Source organism: Mumia sp. zg.B17 (genome assembly GCF_019550915.1).
GTDB lineage: Bacteria > Actinomycetota > Actinomycetes > Propionibacteriales > Nocardioidaceae > Mumia.
The window spans coordinates 356002-376381 of the sequence record NZ_JAHWCI010000005.1; the positions used below are offsets into that span (position 1 = coordinate 356002).

At 70.8% G+C, this 20380-nt stretch carries 23 protein-coding genes; 10 read left to right on the forward strand and 13 right to left on the reverse strand.

Going from position 1 to position 20380, the window contains the following annotated elements:
* Positions 1 to 76: 76 nt before the first annotated feature.
* Both KV097_RS07310 and KV097_RS07315 read right to left on the reverse strand, forming a co-directional pair.
* Positions 77 to 538, reverse strand: a complete 462-nt coding sequence (locus tag KV097_RS07310; protein WP_220365497.1) for a GNAT family N-acetyltransferase — start codon at positions 536 to 538, stop codon at positions 77 to 79.
* Positions 539 to 586: 48 nt separating this feature from the next.
* On the reverse strand, positions 587 to 1162 hold the full coding sequence (locus tag KV097_RS07315; protein WP_220346791.1) for a hypothetical protein: 576 nt from the start codon (positions 1160 to 1162) through the stop codon (positions 587 to 589).
* A gap of 197 nt (positions 1163 to 1359) precedes the next feature.
* Here KV097_RS07315 and KV097_RS07320 point away from each other — a divergent pair, with 197 nt between their 5' ends.
* Positions 1360 to 2376 (forward strand): magnesium and cobalt transport protein CorA, encoded by a 1017-nt coding sequence (locus KV097_RS07320; protein ID WP_220365498.1) that lies wholly within the window; start codon positions 1360 to 1362, stop codon positions 2374 to 2376.
* 74 nt (positions 2377 to 2450) lie between these two features.
* Positions 2451 to 3035 carry a dihydrofolate reductase family protein gene (locus tag KV097_RS07325; protein ID WP_220341086.1) on the forward strand — a complete coding sequence of 195 codons (585 nt, stop codon included), beginning with the start codon at positions 2451 to 2453 and terminating at the stop codon, positions 3033 to 3035.
* Positions 3036 to 3042: 7 nt separating this feature from the next.
* Here the strand turns inward: KV097_RS07325 and KV097_RS07330 are convergent, their stop codons facing one another.
* Entirely contained in the window at positions 3043 to 3870 is an 828-nt protein-coding gene (locus tag KV097_RS07330; RefSeq protein ID WP_220365499.1) for a hydrolase, read from the reverse strand.
* 53 nt (positions 3871 to 3923) lie between these two features.
* Here KV097_RS07330 and KV097_RS07335 point away from each other — a divergent pair, with 53 nt between their 5' ends.
* Positions 3924 to 4655: an SDR family NAD(P)-dependent oxidoreductase gene (locus KV097_RS07335; RefSeq protein ID WP_220365500.1), complete on the forward strand. Its 732-nt coding sequence runs from the start codon at positions 3924 to 3926 to the stop codon at positions 4653 to 4655.
* A gap of 146 nt (positions 4656 to 4801) precedes the next feature.
* On the opposite strand, the gene KV097_RS07340 is transcribed toward KV097_RS07335, so the two are convergent.
* A complete protein-coding gene (locus tag KV097_RS07340; protein WP_220365501.1) occupies positions 4802 to 7012 on the reverse strand; it encodes a glycoside hydrolase family 15 protein in 2211 nt (736 codons plus the stop codon).
* Between the two features lie 101 nt (positions 7013 to 7113).
* On the opposite strand from KV097_RS07340, the gene KV097_RS07345 reads away from it, so the two are divergent.
* Both KV097_RS07345 and KV097_RS07350 read left to right on the forward strand, forming a co-directional pair.
* Complete coding sequence (locus KV097_RS07345) at positions 7114 to 7572, forward strand: hypothetical protein (RefSeq protein ID WP_220365502.1); 459 nt, start codon at positions 7114 to 7116, stop codon at positions 7570 to 7572.
* Positions 7573 to 7631: 59 nt separating this feature from the next.
* A complete protein-coding gene (locus KV097_RS07350) occupies positions 7632 to 8003 on the forward strand; it encodes a PH domain-containing protein (RefSeq protein ID WP_220341071.1) in 372 nt (123 codons plus the stop codon).
* Positions 8004 to 8022: 19 nt separating this feature from the next.
* On the opposite strand, the gene KV097_RS07355 is transcribed toward KV097_RS07350, so the two are convergent.
* From KV097_RS07355 to KV097_RS07365, 3 genes are read right to left on the reverse strand one after another with little or no spacing between them, the layout of a single operon-like run.
* Positions 8023 to 8862, reverse strand: coding sequence for an alpha/beta fold hydrolase (locus KV097_RS07355; protein ID WP_220365503.1), 840 nt, complete (start codon positions 8860 to 8862; stop codon positions 8023 to 8025).
* 36 nt (positions 8863 to 8898) lie between these two features.
* Entirely contained in the window at positions 8899 to 9279 is a 381-nt protein-coding gene (locus tag KV097_RS07360; protein ID WP_220341069.1) for a hypothetical protein, read from the reverse strand.
* Positions 9280 to 9316: 37 nt separating this feature from the next.
* The gene (locus KV097_RS07365; RefSeq protein WP_220365504.1) at positions 9317 to 10372 is read right to left on the reverse strand and encodes a tocopherol cyclase family protein; all 1056 of its coding nucleotides are present in this window, start codon (positions 10370 to 10372) and stop codon (positions 9317 to 9319) included.
* 94 nt (positions 10373 to 10466) lie between these two features.
* Here KV097_RS07365 and KV097_RS07370 point away from each other — a divergent pair, with 94 nt between their 5' ends.
* From KV097_RS07370 to KV097_RS07380, 3 genes are all read left to right on the forward strand, one after another.
* A complete protein-coding gene (locus tag KV097_RS07370) occupies positions 10467 to 11123 on the forward strand; it encodes a DUF4230 domain-containing protein (RefSeq protein ID WP_220341067.1) in 657 nt (218 codons plus the stop codon).
* Between the two features lie 71 nt (positions 11124 to 11194).
* Positions 11195 to 11746 carry a helix-turn-helix transcriptional regulator gene (locus KV097_RS07375; RefSeq protein ID WP_220365505.1) on the forward strand — a complete coding sequence of 184 codons (552 nt, stop codon included), beginning with the start codon at positions 11195 to 11197 and terminating at the stop codon, positions 11744 to 11746.
* Positions 11743 to 13029, forward strand: a complete 1287-nt coding sequence (locus KV097_RS07380) for an MFS transporter (RefSeq protein WP_220346781.1) — start codon at positions 11743 to 11745, stop codon at positions 13027 to 13029. Before KV097_RS07375 ends, KV097_RS07380 begins: the two co-directional genes overlap by 4 nt.
* Here KV097_RS07380 and KV097_RS07385 read toward each other — a convergent pair.
* Together KV097_RS07385 and KV097_RS07390 are read right to left on the reverse strand one after the other, a co-directional pair.
* Complete coding sequence (locus KV097_RS07385) at positions 12920 to 13471, reverse strand: VanZ family protein (protein ID WP_308289365.1); 552 nt, start codon at positions 13469 to 13471, stop codon at positions 12920 to 12922. The genes KV097_RS07380 and KV097_RS07385 overlap by 110 nt on opposite strands.
* Complete coding sequence (locus KV097_RS07390) at positions 13468 to 14070, reverse strand: M15 family metallopeptidase (RefSeq protein ID WP_220365506.1); 603 nt, start codon at positions 14068 to 14070, stop codon at positions 13468 to 13470. The genes KV097_RS07385 and KV097_RS07390 overlap by 4 nt, the downstream gene beginning before the upstream one ends.
* Positions 14071 to 14157: 87 nt before the next feature.
* Between KV097_RS07390 and KV097_RS07395 the strand changes: the two genes are divergently transcribed.
* Together KV097_RS07395 and KV097_RS07400 are read left to right on the forward strand one after the other, a co-directional pair.
* Entirely contained in the window at positions 14158 to 14853 is a 696-nt protein-coding gene (locus tag KV097_RS07395; RefSeq protein WP_220341064.1) for a response regulator transcription factor, read from the forward strand.
* Between the two features lie 10 nt (positions 14854 to 14863).
* A complete protein-coding gene (locus KV097_RS07400) occupies positions 14864 to 15946 on the forward strand; it encodes a HAMP domain-containing sensor histidine kinase (protein ID WP_255559274.1) in 1083 nt (360 codons plus the stop codon).
* A gap of 15 nt (positions 15947 to 15961) precedes the next feature.
* Here KV097_RS07400 and KV097_RS07405 read toward each other — a convergent pair whose 3' ends face one another.
* From KV097_RS07405 to KV097_RS07420, 4 genes are all read right to left on the reverse strand, one after another.
* On the reverse strand, positions 15962 to 17824 hold the full coding sequence (locus KV097_RS07405; protein WP_220365508.1) for a glycoside hydrolase family 3 protein: 1863 nt from the start codon (positions 17822 to 17824) through the stop codon (positions 15962 to 15964).
* Positions 17825 to 17924: 100 nt separating this feature from the next.
* Positions 17925 to 18860 carry a sucrase ferredoxin gene (locus KV097_RS07410; RefSeq protein WP_220365509.1) on the reverse strand — a complete coding sequence of 312 codons (936 nt, stop codon included), beginning with the start codon at positions 18858 to 18860 and terminating at the stop codon, positions 17925 to 17927.
* Positions 18850 to 20118, reverse strand: coding sequence for a cupin domain-containing protein (locus KV097_RS07415; RefSeq protein WP_220365510.1), 1269 nt, complete (start codon positions 20116 to 20118; stop codon positions 18850 to 18852). The genes KV097_RS07410 and KV097_RS07415 overlap by 11 nt, the downstream gene beginning before the upstream one ends.
* Positions 20115 to 20372, reverse strand: coding sequence for a hypothetical protein (locus KV097_RS07420; protein ID WP_255559275.1), 258 nt, complete (start codon positions 20370 to 20372; stop codon positions 20115 to 20117). Before KV097_RS07420 ends, KV097_RS07415 begins: the two co-directional genes overlap by 4 nt.
* Between the last annotated feature and the right edge of the window lie 8 nt (positions 20373 to 20380).

The window sequence follows — 20380 nt, forward strand, 5'->3', positions numbered from 1 at the left end:
CAACGCAGCCGGGTCGTGTGGTCCCGTCAACATAAGACGTCGCGGCGCGCTTGGCGAGAGGTACGAGGACGCCCGGTCAGGGCGAGGAGCGCACCTTGCACAGGTGCACCCGCCCGTACGGATCGTCGGCGGCGACGCGGGTGATCTCGAACCCGTGCCGGCGATAGAACGCGATGTTCTCGACCATCGTCTCGTGGGTGTAGAGGCGCACCTCGTCGTACCCGCGAGCCGCGGCCTGGGCCTCGGCCCACACCAGCATCGCCCGGCCGAGTCCCTGCGACTGCCGCGCGGGAGCGACCGCGATGTTCTCGATCAGGAGGTGGTCCCCCTCCCCCCGGGTGACCACGACAGAAGCGATCTCGCCGTCCTCACGGACGACGTGGACGTCGCCGGCCTCGATGGCACGCTCGTAGTCGGTGTTCATCGGCGCCGGCTCGCCTCCGACGGCCGCGACGTACGGCGCGTACGCGCTGCGCACCATCTGGCGGACGGCGCCCGCGTCCGCGGGCTCGGCGGGTACGGGTGTTACCTCAGGCACCGGCACCACGATCCTCCGTGCGACCCCGCGCCGCAACGAACCGGCCGGTCAGAACGGCGCGTGACCGTCGTCCCGCAGGGCCGCCTCCGTGATCACGAGGAGCATGACCAGGCCCGCGAGTACGGCGATCGCCGGGGCAGCCGTCTCGGTCCACGCGAGGCCGAGCACCAGCCCCACGACACCGAGCGCGGCCATGGCCAGACCGAGCCGGATGAACATCGGCGTGTGGAAAGCCCGGGCGAAGGGCAGGAAGTGCAGCCCGACGGCGAGCACGATGACGGCCGGGAGGACGTCGACCTTGTCCCCCGCGTCCAGCGCCATCTGTCCGACCTGGACCAGGGCGAGCATGCCGACGACGCTGGCCAGATAGATCCAGGGGGCACTGCCGCGGACCGGCTCGGGCTCGGGGAACCAGCGCGGCCTCACGAACACCGCCCAGACGTACGCCGCGAGGGCGCCCACCCACAGGACCACCGCAACGATCGAGGCCGTCGACGGCAACTCACCCCGGTTGGCATGGACGAACACGCTGGCGCCCGCGGCGCCGATGGTCGTGCCCCACACGCGCGGATCGCCCGTGCGCCTCAGCCCTCGATCGACGACACCTGCGGTCGTGACCGCCATCTGATCTCCCCATCGGCTCGTGCAGGCCTCCCCCGCGACGCCCCATCATCCACTGCGGCAGAAGCCGGTCGCAACGCGCGCCGCGTGTCGGCGCCGCGGCCGGATCCGGTCCTTCTGAGGTTGCCGAATCCCGGTGGCGTCAGCGCCTCACGCGCGTCAGCGGGGTACGGTCGGCGTGGCAATGAGGGGAGGCAGCGATGGGGATCGTCGACAACGCCGTGTACGTCGGTGGGGCACGCAAGGTGGAGCCGCCGACCCTCGAGGACACCTACGAGCTGTTGCGAGACGAGCACGGCATGGGCTGGATCGGCCTCTACCGTCCGTCGCGCGAGGAGATCGACTCGGTCGCCGCGGAGTTCTCACTCCACGAGCTCGCGGTAGAGGACACGATCCGTGCTCACCAGCGCCCGAAGCTCGAGCGCTACGGCGACGTCCTCTTCACCGTCCTGCGGCCGGCGCGTTATCTCGACGCCGAGGAGCGCGTGGAGTTCGGCGAGGTCCACGTCTTCACCGGCGCCGACTTCGTCGTCACGGTCCGGCACGCGGAGGCTCCGAACCTCGGACACGTCCGGAGTCGCCTCGAGGCAGCGCCGGACCTCCTCTCCCTCGGCCCGGAAGCCGTCCTGTACGCCATCTTCGACGAGGTCGTCGACGAGTACGGTCCGGTCGTCGACGGGTTGGAGAACGACATCGACGAGATCGAGTACCAGGTGTTCGCCGGCGACCCCGCGGTCTCGCGACGCATCTACGAGCTGTCTCGCGAGGTCATCGAGTTCCAACGCGCCACCCGCCCGCTCATCGGCATGCTCGACGCGCTGCGCAGCGGCTTCGAGAAGTACGAGGTCGACGAGGAGCTGCGACGCAACCTGCGCGACGTCGAGGACCACGTGATCCGGGTCGTCGAGCGGGTGGAGGGCTTCCGGCTGCTCCTCCAGAACATCCTCGCCGTCAACTCCACGCTCGTCGGCCAACGGCAGAACGAGGAGATGCAGCGTCTGACCGAGGCCAGCCTGCTCCAGAACGAGGAGGTCAAGCGCATCTCCTCGTGGGCGGCGATCCTCTTCGCGCCCACTCTCGTCGGCACGATCTACGGGATGAACTTCGAGCACATGCCCGAGCTCGGATGGCTGTTCGGCTACCCCTTCGCCATCGCGCTGATGGCACTGGTGTGCGCGACGCTCTACGTCGTGTTCAAACGACGTGGCTGGCTCTAGCCGACGCCGATGAGTTTCGGCGCGGAGCCGGTCTCCTCTGCAGAGAGTCGACCCAGCCCCGCGAGGAGATCAGCATGACCGCCAGCTACACGTTCGACATCGTCTCCACCCTCGACGGCTTCGGTTCGTACGGAGAGGGTGGCGACTGGGGCGGATACTGGGGCAAGCAGGGCCCTGAGTTCCTCGCCCACCGCCTCGCCCAGTACGAGGCCGAGCAGAGGATGGTCCTCGGCGCGAACACCTATCGGGAGTTCGTCGAGATCCTGGGCCCGAGCGCCGAGAGGACACCAGGGGCAGACCCGATCAACGACCGCATGGTGAGCATGCCGACGACCGTGGTCTCGTCGACCCTCACAGGACCGCTCGACTGGCCGAACGCGAGCGTCGCGAGCGGCGACGCCGTGGACGTCGTCGCCCGTCTCAAAGCGGAGTCCGACGTGCCGCTGCGCTCGCACGGCAGCCTGTCGATGAACCGCGCGCTGATGGCGGCCGGCCTCGTCGACCGCCTCCAGGTGACCCTCTTTCCCGTCATCAGCGGTCAGACGGGGACGGCCCCCATCTTCGGCGGCGCCGCCGACTTCGACCTCGAGCTGCTGGAGGCCCGTACCCTCGACGGCCGCACCCAGGAGCTCGTCTATCGCCCGAGCCCGCACCGCTGAGCCTGCCTCAGCCGTCGGTCCGGATGCCGGTCTCGTCGTCGTGGTCGCCGCGCACCCAGGCGATGTGGCGGGCGGCGGAGTACGCGAGAACGGCCTTCGCGTCACCGTCGATCGGGTTGCCGAAGTTGCCGATGATGCGGTCGAAGTCGAGGGTGCTCAGCCGGTCGGCGATCGCCTGGACGACGGTCGCCGACAACGGGATCTTGTTCGGATAGCTGCGCATGAAGCCCAGCGACCGCCGGTCGGGGTTCGGGAACACCGTGTCGCCGCAGAGCAGGAGACCTCCCCCGCTGGCGTCGCCGGCCCAGTGAGCGACCGCCGCGCCAGCAAAGTGGCCGCCGACGCGATGGAGGGTCAGTCCCGGCGCCAGCGCGTGGTCGTCATCCCAGAGCCCGATGCGCTCCGTACGACGTCCGACCCAGCCCTCGTCCGACGCGCACACCAGCACGGGAGCGTCGAGGGCGTCACCCCACGCGGTCTGGACGCCGAACATGTGCGGGTGGCTGGCGGCGACCGCCAGCACGGGACCACGATCGAGGATCCGGGCGGCGGTCTCGTCGTCGACGTAGCCGGGCGGGTCCCACAGCAGCGATCCCTGCTCCGTCGTCACCAGCTGCGCGGTCTGACCGATCCCCACCTTCGGGTCGGTGGTGAGCTCGGCACGACCTGGCTCGCGGTCGGTCCAGACCAGTCGCTGGCCTGCCGCGCCGAGCTCCGCCGTCGTGGTCCAGCGCTGACCGTCGACCGGCACCCACTGGCGCTCGTCGGCACATATCGGACACACCTCGGGGAGCGGCTCGCTGTACTCGACGCCGCACGTCGCACAGATCTGCATCGCAACCTCCCTACAGTGAGGAGCATGAACGACTCCTCTGGTTCAGAGCGATCATGGCACTGCTGCTGGTGACAGGAGCGTCGACGGGGCTCGGACTCGCGACCGCCACGACTCTCGCATCGGGCGGGCACGACGTCGTACTGCACGCCCGCAACGCCGACCGCATCGAGGACGTACGCGTCCTCGAGCAGATGTACGACGTCGTCTACGGCGACCTCTCACACCGCGAGGAGACCGTCGAGGTCGCGCGACGGGCTGACGCGATCGGCCGGTTCGACGCCGTCGTCCACAACGCCGGCGTCATGCGCGGCGACGACGTCCTCGCCGTGAACACAGTGGCACCGTTCGTCCTCACCGCGACGATGACGCCGCCGCAGCGGGCGATCTTCCTCAGCAGCGGGCTGCACCACTCCGGCTCACCGCAACGTCTGGCTCCCGACTTCGCGCGGCCCGGCCGCACCTCGTACGGAGACAGCAAGCTCTTCGTCACGGCGTTGGCCCTGGCGCTGGCTCGGCGCCTGCCGCACACCCTGTCGCACGCCGTCGACCCCGGCTGGGTGCCGACCCGGATGGGTGGCCCGTCGGCGCCGGAGAGCCTGGAGGACGGTCACCGGACCCAGGTGTGGCTCGCGACCGCCGACACGGACTCGATCGACCCGCGCACGGGCGGCTACTGGTATCACCAGGCTGCGCAGGCGCCTCATCCCGCCGCGTCGGATCCTGGGTTCCAGGACGCGGTGGTCGACGCGCTCGAGGTCCACACCGGCATCCCTCTCCCGGCCTGACCAGCCGTCAGCCCGTCGCACGGTCGAACGTCACATGGGTGCCGCCCCGTCCCCGATGTGTGCAGTTGGTCAAGGTTCTCGGCGGGGATTCCGGTACCAACTGCACACATCGGGGCGGGGACGGGATCGCGCGCCGCCGGTCGCCGTCAGTCGAGGTATCGCTGCGCCACCACGTCCTGCTGGTCCGCCGGCCGGCCGCGCTGCATCGACCAGGCCAGCCTCACCACGAGCCCGTGCGACCAGACCAGCGGCGTCGCGGCACGCGTGTTCTCTCCCAGCTGGCAGCACGGCCTGCCCGTCGGTGGTCGGCCGTCCCACACCTGCTCGGAGATCATGTCGCTCTCGTTGGCGGCCGCCGCCACCGCAGCGAGGTACGACGACGCGTCGCGCCCGGCGGCCACCTCCTGCTCACCCCGCTCACCGGTGAGGAGCGGCCAGGCCCGGCCGAGCGTGGTGGCCGTGCCCGGCTCGGTGATCTCCCACTGCCGGCCTTCGCGTGTCTCGCCGTACCCGTCGAAGCTGAACCGCCGCCAGAACGGACCGTTCGGCGTCTGCACCTTCAGCTCCTGGTCGACGACAGCGAGAGACGACGCGATCACCGGGTCGTTCGCGGGGAGGATCCCCCACCGGGTGAGGGCGAGGAAGCTCGGGTCGACCACCCGGCGCTGGTCGATGCTGACGGGTCCCCCGTCACCCATCTCGTACGGCGAAGCCGTGTCGGGGAGCCCGTTCTTGGTGAGCCGCAGGAAGTAGGGGCGCGTCGAGAGCGGTCCGTTCGTGGTGACCGTCCAGCCCTTGACCTGGGACGCCCAGCGGTCGGCGAGCCGGAGCCAGCGACGCGCGGACTCCTGGTCGCCGTTCCTGCGCGCGATGTCGGCGGCACACACCAGGCCGGCGATCTGCGCGGCGATCGAGTTCGGCGAGTAGCCGGACTGGTTCTCCCAGCGCTCCTGCGGTGAGAACGGCGCGGGACGCCCGGTCTCCTCGTCGCGGAAACGCTCGAGGAAGGTTGCCGCGCGCTTCACCCCCCGGTACGTCGCGCGGTCGGTCTTGCCGGTCAGCCGCGCGAGCACGATCGGCAGCGCCACCTCGTCGAGCTGGAGCTCAGACCACACCGGATCGCCTTCGACGTCGGAGTTCTGTGGGAAGGATCCGTCGGGCTTCTGCTGCACTCGGAACAGCCAGTCGACGATGCGTCGCGCCGCCGCCTTGTCCCCCATGGTCCACATCGCGCTGCCGAACTCGTACGAGTCGCGTGACCAGACGAGGTGGTAGGCGCCGGACGGCGAGGAGAGGTCGGGGACCTCGTCGCCCCACACCCACGGCGCGGACGGCGAGGCGACGACGGCACCGGGGTTGCGCTTGTCCTCGGCGGCGGCCAGCACGAGCGCGGAAGCGAGGTACTGCCGCCGGACCGGAGCTGCCGACGCGGGAACCCGCTTCAGCGAGGCGAGATAGCGGTGCCACCCGCGGTCGTACCGGCGCTGGATGCTGGACCACGCCGTACGGGCGCTCGCGGCGGCGGTCGCACGTGCTGCAGCCGGGCGTCGCCCGAACCCCAGGGTGAGCGTGGCGCGCTGTAGCCCCGGCAGACCAGTGACACGGCTGACGCGGGCGGTCTGGACGACGTTGCCGGGTCCGGCCGAGCGGTGGCGCCGGTCGAGGCGGTGGTCACGGCGCAGGTCACGCCACCCGTCGCTGGCACGACCGACGTACCCGTTGCTGCTCGCGCCGAGGCGCGGACGGGACCGCAGCGCGGTCGCGACCTGGCCGTCACTGGCGACCAGCGTCCGGCCGACCGTACGGGCACGGTCATCCATTCCGCCGTTGTTCAGGGCCGGGTCGTGCCGTACGAACAGGCGGTAGCGGCGCCCGTCCAGCGACTGCAGACGAACACGGACGACCAGGGCCGCGCGGCGCGGGTCGGTCGTCACCTGCTTGACGATGCGATAGCGACCGGCTCGCCCGCCGACCTGGCGGAACCGGAGGCTGCGTGCGTCAGGTCGCGTGGTGGCCGGACGCATGTCGACGGACTCGCGGTCGGTGAACCTCCTGCCGTCGGTGACGACGAGCTCGAGGCTCCGCACGCTCGGTGTCGACAGATCGGGATAGAAGACCTCGCTGACCCGGCCACGCTGGAGTGTGAACCACACGTTGCTGCGGCGGGCCCGAGCGGTGCCGAAGCCGGTCTTGTCGGCCTCGGTCCAGGTGCTCTTGGCGCCGGGGCTCCCGGGCGCGGGGCCGTCAGGTGCTGCGGCGGCCGGCGGAGCCGCGAGCAACGAGGCGCCGAGCAGCACCGCGGCCGTGGCGGCCAAGACTGCGGCGAGAGGACGTCGGGCGGGGCGGGGTGCGGGCATGGGGACCTCCAGAGCGCTGCGCTGTCCGTCTTGTTCCCTGTGACCTGCACCACAAACCCGCGTGTTGACCTCAACGTTGCTTGAAGTCCTACGGTCGTCGAATGACGACACAGCAAACCGCAGACGCCGACGTGACCGCGCAACCGGTCGCCTACTGGACCGGGGTCGCCTACGAGTCGGTGATCGCGTTCATCCGCGCGAAGCAAGCCGCGCTCGGCTTCACCCAGCCGCAGTTCTGGCTGCTGCGCAACCTGTCGAAGAACGACATCTCCTCCGACGGCCACGGCATGACCGTCCCCGACCTCCAGCAGGCCATGAGCTCCTACCTCAGAGTCGAGGACGACCTCGCTGCCGAAGCGGAGGTCATGCTGGACCGCGGATGGTTGACTCGCGATGCCGAGGGGAGGCTCTGGCTCACCGATGCGGGCGAGGAGGCTCGTGTCGCGTTCAAGCAGCACACCCCGGCGATCCGGGAGGCGATCCATCGCGGCATCGACGACGCCGACTATGCGACGACGGTGAAGGTCCTCCAGCAGATGATCCGGAACACGGCCGTCTGACGGCGCTTGTACGGCAGTCTGTTCCGCGACATCGTCATCGAGCTCTGAGGAGCACCCGCATGGAAACCGCCCCGATCGCCGCCTGGACCTTGCAGAACGAGATCCCGATCCCCGAGGACGTGAGGCCACTGCTGGTGCCGGGCGAGGAACCCGTCGCCGCCTTCAAGACCTTCCGCGACAGCGCCGTCTTCACGTCGAAACGCCTGATCGTGCGGGACGCACAAGGGCTGACCGGCAAGAAGGTCGAGATCTACTCGCTTCCGTACAACACGATCAACATGTGGTCGTCGGAGAACGCCGGCCGGCTCGACTGGAACTCGGAGATCGAGCTTTGGACGCGCGCCGGCCACATCAAGGTCAAGCTCAGCAAGGGCGCGGACGTCCGGCGGATCGACAGCCTGATCGCGTGGGCCGTGCTCGGCAACCACTGACACGGTCGCCCGACCGGCCTCAGCGCGCCAACCACCCGGCCACGAGTGCGCGGAAGGCCGCCGGGTCGTCGAAGAACGGGAAGTGGCCGGCGCCGTCCTGCACCGCGAGCTCTCCGCGCGGGAACAGGGCGGCGAGCTCCTTCAACGGGCCGACCGGATTGCCCACGTCCACGCTCCCAGCGAGGACGAGGACCGGGATGTCGAGCGCTGCCAGGGCGGCCCGCGTGGCTTCGGGCTCGAAGGCCCCGTCGGCGCCGAACTCCTGGGCTGCCACCGGGTTGCGAGCCGCGTCCATCTCGGCGTCGTACGCGGCGGCCTCGTCGTCCCACCGCCCGTAGGTGAAGGGGGTGATCGCGGCCCAGTCCGCCTCGTCGGGAGCGCCGGACTGGATGCGGTCGAGCGCGGCCGCCGCGTCGGCGTACCAGGGCTCGGCCGCTCGCGAGCGCGCCACCTCGGACCGGGCTTCGTCGCTGATCTCGACGCCGACGGCCCGAGTGCTCGGAGTGATCAGCACGAGTCGCTCGACGCGGTCCGGATACTGCTCGGCGTATCGGTAGACGACGTTCGCCCCGGCCGAGTGGCCGAGCAGCGCGAGCGTGTCCAGGCCGAGGTGCAACCGCAGCGCCTCGACGTCGTCGACCAGCCGGTCGCACCGGTACGTCGCGGGGTCGGCGGGCGCCTCGGACGCACCGGTCCCCCGGGGGTCGAGGAGCACCAGCTCCGCCTCGTCGCTGATGCCGCCCAGGTCGCCGAGGTAGTCGGCGGGCAACGCCGGACCTCCCGGGACGCACACCAGCGGCGAGCCAGCACCGACTCGGCGATAGCCGAGGCGAGTTCCGTCGGGGGCAGTGATGTTCATGGGGATCCCTTCAGATGCCGGGTCCTGGGCGTGGGCTCATCGCAGAGATCGGACGACCGCGTCTGCGAGGTCGTGGGGCGTGCTGTTGAAGGCGATGGTCGCCTGAGAGGCGTGACGCCTGACCAGGTTGACGACCGTTTCGAAGAGCTCGAGCTGGTCCTCATCCTTGCGGAGACCACCGCCGACGACAACACAGTTCCAAGGGCGCGCTCGAAGCGCACTGCTGACGCGCGTGCGGATGTCGTCGCTGCCGTCCAGCCCCACCAGACATGCCTCGGCGTCATGACCGCGGGCGGCCAGGTCGGCCATGCCGCTCTCGATCGCCTCGGCGACCGGCTCCGGATCCCACGGTCCGGGAACCCGGAAGGGGTCGAGGCCGATCACCAGGACCTGCAGATGCGCCGCGGCGTCGCTCACACCGCCACGATAAGGCCGCGCCGGTGTCAGGCCTCGGCTACGACAACGGCGGGGCATCCACGGCGTCCGGCCCGCCGCCACGGCGTACGACCTCGGCGCGCGCCCGGTCGATACCGCCGTGCTCGAGTGCGGCGAGGTGGGACTCGCCTTCCCAGACACGCCGTCCCCGGCGACGCACCGTCACCTGCATGGTGGCGCCGAGATGCTCGATCGCACCCGGCACGTTGCGCCGCTGCGCAGGGAGGGGAACGGGAAGCACGTGCGCGCTCGCCAGATTGCCCGAGCCCTCGATCTCGACCTGCCACTGGGCACTGCGCCCGCGCAGCGTCCAACGCTCGTCACTCACCTCCGCACGGACCGGCGACACGACCGGGTCGCCCAGCCGGACCAACCGGCCGTCGGGCAGGAGCACGACGACGGCGGTCACCGTGGTCCGGATCGGGCCGGCAGTCACCTCTCCGCCGGCGAAGGCGACGCACACCGACCGCTCGGCGAACCCTTGGGCCTGCCCCCACCACCAGGAGTCGGGGAACCCGCCCTTGCCCCAGTTCTTCTCGGCGTACACCGACCACCCGTCGAGGTCCCAGGTCTCCGTCCCGACGACGGCCTGGCCGTACGCAGACCCGCCGAGAAGCCACGGGTGCCAGTACTGGTTGAGACCAGGCACGGCCTGGAACACACTCGATCCACCCACGCTCCGACGCGGCCACGGCACCGGGGTCGTGACCCTGACGTCGAGCCGCGCGTCCGGGCCGAGATCGACCCGCAGGCTGTCCGGTGTGCCGTGGAAGGCCTCTCCCGACAGCACTCCCAGCCCGTCCGCGGCGGCAGAGCCCGCCGGGTGCGCCGTGGTGCGGAGGAAGCCGCCCGGGTGAGCCGCGAGTCCCAGCGTCGACCACGTCCCGTCGGCGGCCTGGTTCACCCCGTCGAGCGCGATCACGACGCGACCCGACGCGGGGTCGGTGAACCGCCAGAAGTAGCCCTCCATCGCGACCCCGTGCGCGGGCAGCGGGTCGCCGAACGGTCGGTCGGCACCACTCGCGCGGTACGCCTGCCGGACTGACGAGACGGCGGTGCGCACCCAGGAAGTCATCCCCGCACTATGGCAGAGCACCGGAGCCCGAAGGCGCCGAGTCGGCGGCCCTGGCCGGACCACAGACGCGTGTCGAGCCACTATGTTGACGCCCGTGGCCTTCCAGCGCAGCGGTGTGACCGCGTTCAAGACCGTGATCGCTCTGGTGATCGCGTCGTCGTTGCTCACCATCGCTGCTGTGATGGCGATCGATCGCCTCAACATCTTTGACGGCTTCAACCCCTTCGGCTCCGAGACGGTCGATCGCTCGGGGCCGACGATGCTCGAACGGATCCGTACGCTCGAGGAGTTCACCGCGGCCGAGGGCAACTTCACCCAGGACGTGGACATCGAGAACGACACGAAGTTCGTCCCCGGCTTCGTCTCGGGCCAACGCGTCGTCGCCATCGTGACCGGCTCGGTGGGTGCCACCGTCGACTTCAGCCGCCTCGACGCGGACTCCGTCGCGGTCGAGGAGGACTCCAGCACGATCAGGATCACCCTCCCGCAGCCGACGCTGAGCGGCGCCGAGATCGACGAGCAGTCGGTACGGATCGTCTCGCGCCAGCGGGGCGTCGCCGACCGCGTCGAGGACTTCTTCGCCGAGAACCCGACCGACGACAGTCCGGTCTTCCGGACCGCGAAGGCCCGGATCGACAAGGCAGCCGACGAGTCCGAGCTGGTCGACCGTGCGCGCGCGAACACCGAGCAGTGGCTCCGTACGTTCCTCGCAGCGGCAGGTTTTGAGACCGTGAGCATCACCTGGCAGTAGCGCCCGCAGCGGCTCGGCGGAGATGTACAAGAACTGTTGTCCAACTGCTCCACCGAACTTAGCGTCGCGACATGACGTCCATCGAGACACTGCGCGCCGTGATGCAGCCGACCCGGCGACGGATGATCGAGTACCTCTATCTGCACGGGCCGTGCCAGGTGAGCACGCTGGCCCGCGCGCTCGACCAGCAGGTCGGAAGCATCAGCCACCACCTCCGGATGCTGGAACGCGCCGGAGTCGTCTCCCAGGCGACGGAGCTGGCAACCGACGCCCGGACGAGCTGGTGGCGACTGGTGCAGAGCTCGATCTCCTGGTCGGTCGACGACTTCAACACCGACCCTGCTGCGCGGATGGAGGCGAAGGCCGCGGAGCGGGTCAACATCGACCACCAGCTCGCCAAGCTCGCAGCGTGGAAGCGGGCGTCTGACGGTGCGGGCGAAGAGTGGCGTCGTGCCGCGTTCAACAGCGGGTTGATCGCCTCCGCCACACCCGCGGAGCTGGACGCGCTCCACCAGGCCCTCGTCCGGACCTGGCGCGAGTGGCGCGGCGCGATCGACGTCGACGACGGCGAAGGTCGAGAGCCGGTCTTCGTCTTCACCCACGGCTTCCCCAGCGCGCCGTGACGACGACGTCGACCGTGCCGCCCTTCGCCCGAGATCGGATGGTCCACGGGTGGTTCGTGGTCAAGGGTGTCTCGGACGCCGGCGACGCCGCATGGATCATCGCTCTCGCGTGGACGGCGGTGCAGCTCGCGAGTCCCGCTGTCGCCGGCCTGGTCGTTGCCGCCGGCACGCTCCCCCGGGCCGCCGCCCTCCTGGTCGGCGGGGCGGTCGCCGACCGCTTCGACGTACGCCGGATCCTCACCATGACGACCGCGGCTCGTGTGCTCGTCCTCCTCGGCACCATCGCGGTCGCGGTCCTGGCAGGAGAGTCGATCGCCCTGCTCGCCGTCGCCGCGATCGGCTTCGGACTCTGCGACGCGATTTTCGAGCCGGCCGCCGTCACCCTCGGTCGTCACCTCGTGCGAGAGGACGACCTGTCCGCGTACGGAGGGGCGAGCCAGACCTCCGCACGTCTCGGCGCCATGACGGGCGCCGCGATCGGCGGTGGACTGGTCGCCTTCGGAGGGCTGACGGTCAGTGCCGCGCTCAACGCGATCACCTACCTCGGGGTTCTCGGCTATCTGGCGGTGGCGCTCCGCCTCCGGTTCCCCATGCCCCGGATGGATCCGGCCCCGGTGCTGCGCGCCATCGGGGAGGGGTTCGGGCACCTGAGGACCACCCGGACGACGAGGACGCTCGTGATCACCCTCTCGGGCCTCAATCTCGCCGTCGGGCCGGCGCTCGGGCTCGGTCTCGCCCTCCGCGTGCGCGACGCGGAGTGGGGCGCGGGGACGCTGGGCGTGCTCCAGGCCCTGGTCGCGTGTGGCGCACTCGTGGGCGGAGCCGTCATGATCCGCTGGCAACCCCACCGGCCCGCCCCACTGGCATTCACGCTGCTCGTCGTGCAGGGGCTCGCGATCGTCCTCCTCGCGACACCCACGGTCCTCGTCACGGCCACGTCGTGCGTGATCATCGGTCTCACTGCAGGAGCCGCCTCAGCGCTGCTCTATGCCGTCTTCGTCCGGAGCGTCGCGCCCCAGTTCCTCGGTCGCCTCGGCTCCATCCAGCGCCTCGGCGACGACTGCCTCATGCCGGCGGCGATGGCCACCTTCGGCGCGGTGGCAGGTGGTGTGTCGCTCGCGGGCGCGTTCGGCATCTTCGGAGGAATGATGTCGGTCCTGATGGTCGTGGCGCTCACGCGATCGCGCGTGGCTGCTCCCGCCGCGACGCCGTGCCGGCCCCTCGCGACCGGCGCCACCACGGGCGCGAGACGAGAGCGGCGAGACCTGCGCCGACGCTGTTGAGCAGGATGTCGTCGACCGAGGCCACGCGCCCCAGCTGGACGACGTACTGCGTGACCTCGATCAGCAGCGAGCAGAAGGCCGCGACGACCATGACCCGCGGGACCGAGGCGAGTGCCCGGAACCTCACGGGGATCAGGAGGCCGAGCACCGCGAACACCAACAGGTTCCCGACGACCTGGTACGGCGGCATGGTGACGACGTCCCGGAGCGGCACCAGGCTCACCGTGCCGGTCTCAGCGGGGTTGCCCGGCTCCATGGTGAGCCAGACCCACGGTGCCGTCCCGTACACGATGCCGACCTCGGTGAGCGACACCCGCCACGCCGATCTCGTCGGGCTCCCTGCGCGACGGCGTACGCGTGCCAGCGCCCACGCGACCACTGCTGCCGCCGGCAGAAGAGCCAGCATGACGAGGCCGATGCCGCCGTACCGGTCGATGATCACCGCTGCATCCTCGGGTCGTCGGTCGGGTCGGCGTAGGTCGGTGGGCAACCATGAGCCACGGCGTCGGTTCGCAGCTCATAGTGCCACGGCTCGTTGTCGTAGATCCGGCAGAGCCCGAAGGAGGCGCCGTGCTCGGCCAGCCATGCCGTGGCCGTCGACGGACCGATGTCGACAGCGTCCCCGGCCTCGTGCACCGAGGCCCCGGGCCGGGCGACCCACCGCCTGGCCTCCTCGTCCGAGCCGTACTTCTCCGCGGCCTCTCGGAAGAGCTGCTCCTGGTAGTCGGACGAGCGCCATCCACTGTTGACGGCGAGCTCGACACCGTCGTCGGCCGCATCGGTCGCCGCCCGGCGAAGCGCCGTACGGAGCCTTGGGTCGAGGTTCGTCACCGCAGGGATCTCGGCGAGGACGGACGCGCCCTCGGCGATCCTGCCGCTCGCGCCGACGGCACGGGTCTCCGCGGGAACGCCGGTCTGCGGGATGCCGAGAACGGTCACCCACAGCGCGGCGGTGGCGGCAGCCGCGGCCGCGACCGTGACCGTGAGGAGGATCGATCGGGTGCGGCGCGCTGCCGCTCGCGGTTCCTGGGTACGGGACATGCCGCCAGTCAAGGAAAGGGCGTGTTGTCAGGGCGTACGCAGATTTCGATACGGCGGCGATAGGTGCCCACTCCCTACCATCGGAGGATGCGCGTACTGGTCGTCGAGGACGAGCCGTTCCTGGCGGAGGCGGTCCGCGACGCCCTCCGGCTGGAGGCGATCGCCGCCGACATCGCGGGCGACGGTGACACCGCTCTGGAGCTGCTCAGCGTCAACGCCTACGACATCGCCGTGCTGGACCGTGACATCCCCGGCCCGTCCGGAGACGAGATCGCCCGGCGCATCGTCGACTCCGGGGCCGGGACACCGATCCTCATGCTCACCGCCGCCGACCGCCTCGACGACAAGGCGTCAGGGTTCGAGCTGGGTGTCGACGACTACCTCACCAAGCCGTTCGAGCTGAGGGAGCTGGTGCTGCGGTTGCGGGCGCTCGATCGTCGCCGCGCGCACAGCAGACCGCCCGTGCACGAGGTGGCCGGCCTGCGACTCGACCCGTTCCGCCGCGAGGTCTATCGAGACGGCCGCTACGTCCCGCTCACCCGCAAGCAGTTCGCCGTCCTCGAGATCCTCGTCCTTGCCGAGGGTGGCGTCATCAGCGCGGAGCAGCTTCTCGAGCGGGCGTGGGACGAGAACGCGAACCCGTTCACCAACGCCGTACGCATCACCGTCTCCGGCCTCCGCAAGCGACTCGGGGAACCCGGGCTGATCGCCACGGTTCCCGGCGTCGGGTATCGCCTCGACACGCAGACGCACGTGGGGCGCGAGGGAGCACGCGGTGGCTAGGGCGCCCGGGATGAGCGTGCGGCTCAAGCTCACCCTCAGCTATGCCGGCTTCTTGATGGTCGCCGGTGCCCTGCTCCTCGCCACGGTCTGGGTGTTCCTCCTGCGCTATGTGCCCGACCATGCGAACCTCGGCCCCGGCCCCTTCACCCCCACACGTTCCGACCTGCTGGAAGCCTTCGCACCGAGAGCTGCTCAAGCACTGGCGGTCCTGCTCCTGGTCGGTCTCGCCGGAGGCTGGTTCCTCGCCGGTCGGATGCTCGCTCCACTGACCCGCATCACCCTTGCCACGCGTCGGGCGGCGACCGGCGAGCTCTCGCACCGGATCGACCTCGACGGTCGACACGACGAGTTCCGTGAGCTCGCCGACGCCTTCGACACCATGCTGGGACGACTCGAGGCGCACGTCGCCGAGCAGCAGCGGTTCGCGGCCAACGCCTCGCACGAGCTGCGTACGCCGCTGGCGGTGACGCAGACGCTCCTCGATCTCGCTCGGAAGGACCCGAGCCGCGACACGGGGGAGCTCGTGGAACGTCTCTCGGCAGTCAACACCCGGGCGATCGAGCTCACCCAAGCCCTGCTCCTGCTCAGCCGCACAGACCAGGGCTCCTTCACCCACGAGCCTGTCGACCTGTCGCTGCTCGCCGAAGAGGCCACCGAGACCCTGCTCCCGCTCGCGGAACGGCGCGGCGTCAGCATCCAGACCTCCGGTGACGTCGCGACGACCAGCGGCTCGCCCACGCTGTTGCTGCAGTTGACCACCAACCTCATCCACAACGCGATCGTCCACAACCTGCCGGCGCACGGCCACGTGCAGGTGACCACGGGAGTCGAGCCCGCCAGCGTGCTGCTCACCGTGGAGAACACCGGCGAGCTGCTCAGCCCGCAGCTCGTCGCGACACTGGCCGAGCCGTTCCGGCGCGGCACCGATCGCATCCACGCCGACCACTCCGGGGTCGGCCTCGGCCTGGCGATCGTCCAGCACATCGCCCGCGCGCACGCTGGCACTCTGACCCTCGCCCCTCGGCCTGCCGGTGGGCTGTGCGTCACGGTCCGGCTGCCCCTCCTGCGGGGACAGCCTCACACGGACCGATAGCCGCAGACGCTCCCGTCAGTAGCCCAGCCCGTGCCCGAACGGGAACAGGTCGCCCGTGCCGTCCGCCCGCGGGATCGAGACCGGAAGCTTCCCGGTGGGTTCGAGCTCGCCGAACATGACGCGGACCAGTGAGTCCATCTGGTGCGCGGTGTACCCGTACGTGTCCAGCACGGTGGGCGCCGCGGGGAACGACGCGACGTCGTACGGGTTGCGGACCGCCACGGCCACGACCGGCGTCCCCGTCGCCAGCAGCGCCCGGACCAGCGCGGTCTGCGCCACCGCGGCCGCGGTCGGCTGGCCGGTGTCCGGGTTGAAGCCGTAGGCGTTGTTGGTCGTCACCACCACGAGGTCGGACGCTCGCGCTGCTGTCACGGCGTTGGCGATCGCAGTCGCCGACGGTGTCGTGCCGGACTCGAGCACCTGGGTCGTCGCCCCCCGCGCCGCCATCGTGCTCGCGATCGTCTGCGTCGTCCCCACGCCCCAACCGGTGACGAGCACCCGACGAGGTCCGGCCGTGAGCGGCAGGAGCGCGTCGTCGTTCTTGACCAGGGTGGTCGTCCGGTCGGTGATGGCCTGGGCGTCGGCCACGTGCTCGGGGGCTCCGACGACGTGGGTGGCCGCCACCGGGTCGACGTAGGGGTCACCGAAGATCCCGCGGCGGTGCTTGTGCAGCAGGATGCGGTAGACCGACTCGTCGAGACGCTGCTTGCTGATCTCGCCGCTGCGGACGGCGTCGAGCACGGCGTTGTAGGCGGTGTCCATCTGCGGCGGCACGAGCAGCTGGTCGGCTCCCGCGAGGAAGGCGCGGACGGGCGCGACGTCCGGCGGGTAGGTCGCGGTGGCGCCCTGCATGTCCAGCGCGTCGGTGACGATGAGGCCCTCGAACCCGAGCTCCTCGCGCAGCAGACCGGTCAGGATCTTGTGCGACATGGTCGCCGGCACACCGGGGTCGATCGCCGGCAGGACGATGTGCGCCGTCATGATCGACTCGATCCCGGCGTCGATCGCGGCCCGGAACGGCGGGAGGTCGATCGCTTCCAGCTCGGCTCGGTCGTGCGTCACCTCGGGGAGACCGAAGTGGCTGTCCTTGGCGGTGTCGCCGTGCCCCGGGAAGTGCTTGGCGACGGCGGAGACCCCGCCGGCACGGTAGCCGCGGACCTGGGCGGCGACCAGACGCGAGACCAGCCCCGGGTCGGACCCGATCGACCGGATCCCGATGACCGGGTTGTTGGGGTTGACGTTGACGTCGGCGACGGGAGCGTAGTCCTGAGTGACCCCGACGGCATCGAGCTCGGTGCCGATGACCTCGGCCGAGCGTCGAGCATCTCGTGTCGACCGGCCTGCACCGAGCGCCATGTTGCCGGGCATCTGGGTCGCGGGAGGCCCGAAGCGGGCGACGAGTGCACCGCCCTCCTGGTCGACCGAGATCTGCAGCGGGATGCGGGACGGCAGGGACAACGCGGCACGCTGAAGGCCGTTGGACAACGTCGCGACCTGCGCAGGGTCGCCGATGTTCTCGTCGTTGTTGCGTGTCGTGTAGTAGATGACGCCGCCGGGCTGGTACTTCGCGACAGCCTGGGCGGGGGTGTCCACGCCGTACATCCGCCGGTTGATCGCCTTGGCGGCATCGCTCGGGTTGTCGGCGTCGCGCCCGGCCACCTCGATGACGAAGAGCTGACCGACCTTCTGCTCCAGTGTCATGTGTCGCAGCTGCGAGATCACCTTGCCACGGTAGGGCGCGTCACCGGAGTGTCCCGGTCCGCTCGCCGTGGCCGCAGGTGGCCCGAACGCGGCGACCAGCGCCAGCGACAGCCCGATCGCCAGCAGCCGGAGCGGTGTCCGGACATGGCGAGTGGTGGATGTGGACCGAGCGGACATGTGAGCCTCCGGGTTCCCGACCTGTGACGAGGGTCACACGCACCCTAGACCCGCGCGAGGCGGGTTGGGAAGGCGAAAAACAGCGGCGCTGTGCGTCCGCCTAGGCCTCGCCCATCCGCGTCACCGTGTACGCCCTCGCCGACGTCTCCATGTGCGCGGCGCACGTGAGGAGGGTCGGAGGTCGTTCGCTCGCCTCGACCTCGGCCACCACGTGGGCCACCGCTCGACCCGCCTGGCCGACCTCGAGGTCGGCGATCCACCGGCCCTCTCCGACCTGACGACCGTCGACGAAGCGCACCGCCTCGGCGGGCAACGGCCCGTACCGCTCGTACGCCGCGATGACCGCTGCCTGGCCGTACGGCGGCGCTGACGCCACACCGCGCAGGTACGCCGGGACGACTGCGCCCGTGAGGTGGGACGAGACGATGTCGACGGCGTTGTCGGCATCGAGGTTGCCGTACGTCGTGCCGCCGGGCAGCACGATCACGTTGGCGGCGAAGCGGTCGCCGCCGATGTGCGAGCACTCCCACGTCTCCTCGGGCCAGCGCTCGGCGAGAGCCGCCGCGACGGGGCGACCGCGGACCGCGCAGCAGACGTCGTGCCTGCCGTGGGTGCACACCAAGAGGGTCGTCGGCGTCGGCCCCGTCGCCTCCGGGAGCGGCTCGCCGACGATGGCGGCGGCGTCACGGAGGTCCGCGCTGTCCCGCCACGTGCCCCACACCTGCTCGCGCCCCGGCTCGGTGTCCAGGACGGCCCAGCGCCGCTCGGCACCGACCACCTGACGTCCCGGTCTGCGGATCATCAGCAGCCGTGACCGCGCGGGACGGATCGCGGCAGCCAGCTCCGCCAGGACGTGCGGCTCGATCGCGTCGGACGCGAAGGCGTTGAACGGCCACGGCCCGGGGTGCTCGACGAGGAGCCAGCGGCGCGCGGGAGTCGCGGTGGCCGCGAGCGGGTCCTCACGTCGCCGCGCCGCCGTCGCACAACGGAACGGCTCGGCGGCCGGCGCCTCGGTCGGCACGGGATCAGCGGCCACGGACCACGACTGCCCGTGCCAGCAGACGGCGCGCGAGGTCGATCCCGAGCGTCCCGACCGGGATCTCCCGCGAGACCAGCAGCTCGCGGACCGCAGGAAGGTCCGCGGCATCGAGCCGGACCGTCCCCGCACGGCTCACAAGATCGGCGCCACCGTTGTCGCGCAGGCGCAGCTCTCCGTGCAGGTGCTCACGCAACGTCGCCACGTCGTCCGGCTGAAGCTGCTGCGAGGCTCGCAGCTGCGCGACGGGGCCGACGGGCGCGGGCCTGCCAGCGCGACGCGAGGCACCCTCGAGCCGACGAGCGACGGCGGCACGGTCGAGGTCTGCGATCGCCGAGGCCAGTCGGTCGCGTACGAGGTCGAGATCGTCACCGATCGCCTGCTCGTCCCCGAGATCGACGCCGACGTCGAGGGACGCGCGGATCGCGGGGTCGTCGGTGAGCGACCGGAGCACCGATTGGAGGACCTCACCGGCGAGCGCGTGCCGGGTCCAGGCATGGACGCCGAGCGTGAGGTGCGTGCTGACGTCTCCGAGCGCGGTGGCCGCGTGCAGATATCCGCGGGGCAGATAGAGGCAGTCGCCGGGCCGCAGGACCGTACGGATCAGCGGCGGCTCCTGCGCGGCGTGCGCAACCGCGGCGCGGCGCTCCGTCCACGGCTGATCACGCAGCGGCGCCTCGAGGACCGGAGGGCGGATACGCCACTCCTTCTCACCGCTGACCTGCAGCACGAACACGTCGTGAACGTCATAGTGGTCGTCGAACCCCTGCGCCTGCGGCGGGGTGACGTATGCATTGGCCTGCACGGGGTGGCCGAGCTCCTCGGCCAGATCTGCGACGAAGCGTACGAGCGGCGGCCACGTGCGGTGCAGCCCCTGGAGCACCAACGTCGCGCCGTCGCCGAAGAGCGTGCTCAGGCGGGAGTCGTCGACCTGGTCGGTGATGCCCGCACCGACGCCGGCCCCGGCGGTGAAGTCGCGGTTCGGCAGCGTCGTCCCGTCGCGCGCCACCCGGAGGAACGGCGTACGCAGACCGTGCTCGGAGAGGAGCGCGTCGACCGCGTCCTCGTCGAGCAGGTCCTCGAACCCGCCGTCGCGTTCGGCGGCCGTCGCCAGGAGCGGTTCACGGCCCCAGTAGGTCGACGCGAACTCCTCCAGCGGCCTGCCCAGCAGGCGTGCCACCGGGCTCGCCCACGCCGCCTCAGGAACGACAGCGGGGCGCCCCTCGGAGAGGGGCGCCCCGATCCGATCAGCTGTCATGCGCTGCCGTCTGCCCCACCGTCGTGCACACCGGGAACGCCCTCGGCGCCACCGTCGGCGGGACCCTCGGCACCGCTGTCGGCACCACCGTCCGCGCCACCGTCGTGCACACCGGGAACGCCCTCGGCGCCACCGTCGGCGGGACCCTCGGCACCGCTGTCGGCACCACCGTCCGCGCCACCGTCGTGCACACCGGGGACACCCTCGGCGCCACCGTCCGCGGGGCCTTCTGTCTCGGGATCGCGTTCGCTCATGTGGATCT